Here is a 2607-nt window from a genome sequence, read left to right on the forward strand (position 1 = left end):
CAGTCCGGCAGCGACCCGCCCACATCCTGACTCACCGCCAGAACGGTAGCGGCACCCCGCCCCAACATCAACACAAGCTAAGTGGCATTGGGTCAGGGTCAGCGACGACGTGGATGCGGGCGGCGGACGCGGATACGCGGTAGCAGTCCATGTCACTCGACGTGTTGTGCTTGTCGAGTTCGATCGTGTGGCCCAGGGCCAGGATGGCGGTCTGCAGTTCCTTGAAGGGGACTCTGGGTGCGAATTCCCCGTATTTCCGCGAGAGCGGGGACGGCACGGTGTCCGGGGACTGGTCGTACAGCAGTCGTTGGATCTTCACGCCGAAGCCGCAGCACGACATCTGCCCTTGCCGCCCTGGCTGGTCCGGCGAGAAGTTGATTTCCACGAGCCCGTAGTCCCGCCGCAGTAGGCCACCGCCGGGAACATCGAGGCATGTCGCCCCCAGGGCGGCTTCCCAGGTTTCCGGGTCGGCATTGAGGCCAACTCCCAGGACCTCACCGCAAACGGCGACGTGAGCGTAGAAGTCCAAAGCGGACACTCGCCAGCTCCCTCAACTATCCGGACAGGGCACCACTTGCTGATCTCCGCACAGGACAGGCGGATCAGTGCCCAGTATTCGGTGATCGTACAGAGCGGCCAGTCATGCCAGTCGTCGGGTGAGTTCGTCGCCGTCGTCGAAGTCGGAAGTCCCAGGCGGGATGTGTCTCTCAGATCAGCCGTGGTCTTCCCATTCCTCCTGGCAGAACCGGGCTTCGCTCACCATGTCCCGTCAGCTAAGCCGGAACCCGCGCGTGGGACCGCCGCAGCCATCAGCTGGCATGCAGGTTCCGGCTTAACAACGTTCAGGATTCCGGGAACCCGCGCGCTTCGGACGTCGACCACTTCAAGCAGATCAACGACACCCACGGCCACGCCGCGGGCGATGCGCTGTTGAAGGCGACCGCTGACCGGATGGCACACTACGTCGGTCGGCACGGTGTTGCTGGACGGCTCGGGGTGATGAGTTCGCTGTGGTCGTCCTCGACGACCACGGCACCGCCGCCGACCTGCTCGCGGTTCTGCACGGGGTGCTCGCCCGCCCCGCGGACGGCCTTGACCCTGCGGTGCACACCACGGTGTCGCTCGGCTGGGTCCGCGCAGCCGACCGCCCGGGCGAAGACTTGTCCGGGCTACTTCGGCGGGCCGATGAAGCGATGTACGCGGCAAAGCAGGGCCGGGCCGGGGTTCGCCGGGCCGGGCTCGGCAGGCTCTTCGCCACCTGGTCCGGCCGCCGTGCCGGCCGCCGCGGCTCCGGTGCCGACTCCAGCTCTGGGGTGGCGGCCTGATGTCTCCGACGTTCGGCAGGTGCTACGTCCCCACCGGCGCTATGCACGGGATACAACTGGAGTTCCGTCGGGTTCGTCCGGAACGCTTCACCATCGCCCCCACCCAGGCCTGAACCCTCCGTGCCGGCGAGCCGACCGCAGATCAGGGAACCACTGGCTCGGCGCCTGTCAGGCCGCGCCACCGGGCCTCTTCGGCCTCGTGCGAACCGCTGACCGTCTCTGCCATCACACCCTTCACTGAGGCGCCCCGAAGTTCTCGGACAGCGGTCCCCATAGGATCGAAGTCCAGAACGGCGGAGAGAGCACGTGGCACAGAAGCGTAGGAAGTTCAGTCCTGAATTTCGGGACGAGGCGGTCAAGATGGTGGTCGTGGAGTCCCGCCCGATTGCCGAGGTCGCCCGGGAGATACAAGTGAACGAGGGAACGCTGGGCACCTGGGTCAGCCGGTACCGGCAAGAGCACGCCGGGGAGGAGCCTCCCCTGAACATCAGCGAACGCGCCCGCCTGCGGGAGCTGGAACGCGAGAACCGGGAACTCCGTATGAAGACCGAGTTCCTGGGAAAAGCGGCGGCCTTCTTCGCCCAGGAATACCGGTGACGGAGAAGTACGAGTTCATCGACGGCGAGGCCGACAACTTTCCCGTGCAGCAGATGTGCACCTGGGCGGGAGTATCCACGTCGGGCTTCTACCACTGGAGATCGAGGCCATTGTCGGCCACCGCGAAGCGCCGTGCGGAACTGAGGGCCGTCGTCCTCCAGGTCTTCTCTGACTCGCAGGAGACCTACGGCTACCGGCGTGTCCACGCCGCGCTTCAGCGCTTGAACGTGCAGGCCGGAGCGGAACTGGTCCGCGCGCTGATGCGCGAGCTCGGCCTGGTGCCATGCCAGCCGCGGCCCTGGCGGGCGACTACGATCGCCGATGATGCGGCGCCGGCCACGCCCGACCTGCTGGCCCGTGACTTCACCGCTGACGCTCCCGGGCGCAAACTGGTCAGCGATATCACCTACGTTCACACCTGGGCCGGGTTCCTTTATCTCGCGACCGTCATCGACTGCCACACCAAAGCTGTGGTCGGCTGGGCGATGGCTGACCACATGAAGGCCTCTCTCATATCGGATGCACTCGATATGGCGGCCCGGAACATCGACCTCGCCGAAGACTGCATATTTCATTCCGATCGTGGCAGTCAATACACGTCTCGGGAACTTCGTTGCAAGCTTCGCTCGTTGGGCCTGAGAGCGTCGGTCGGCCGCACCGGTGTCTGCTGGGACAATGCGATGGC

3 protein-coding genes and 1 pseudogene are annotated in these 2607 nt (G+C 65.7%); 3 read left to right on the forward strand and 1 reads right to left on the reverse strand.

Going from position 1 to position 2607, the window contains the following annotated elements:
• Window positions 1-67: 67 nt before the first annotated feature.
• Window positions 68-538 (reverse strand): hypothetical protein, encoded by a 471-nt coding sequence (locus ABZV38_RS40055; protein WP_356333862.1) that lies wholly within the window; start codon window positions 536-538, stop codon window positions 68-70.
• A gap of 329 nt (window positions 539-867) precedes the next feature.
• On the opposite strand from ABZV38_RS40055, the pseudogene ABZV38_RS40060 reads away from it, so the two are divergent.
• The 3 genes and pseudogenes from ABZV38_RS40060 to ABZV38_RS40070 form a co-directional block, all read left to right on the forward strand.
• Window positions 868-1325: pseudogene (locus ABZV38_RS40060) on the forward strand (GGDEF domain-containing protein); the annotation flags it as partial.
• A 306-nt stretch (window positions 1326-1631) separates the two neighbouring features.
• Window positions 1632-1922: a transposase gene (locus tag ABZV38_RS40065; RefSeq protein ID WP_067343150.1), complete on the forward strand. Its 291-nt coding sequence runs from the start codon at window positions 1632-1634 to the stop codon at window positions 1920-1922.
• On the forward strand, window positions 1919-2607 hold a 689-nt coding region (locus ABZV38_RS40070; RefSeq protein ID WP_356333864.1), incomplete at its 3' end, for an IS3 family transposase. The genes ABZV38_RS40065 and ABZV38_RS40070, both read left to right, overlap by 4 nt.

It is taken from the genome of Streptomyces sp. NPDC005181 (genome assembly GCF_040608395.1).
Classification (GTDB): Bacteria; Actinomycetota; Actinomycetes; order Streptomycetales; family Streptomycetaceae; genus Streptomyces.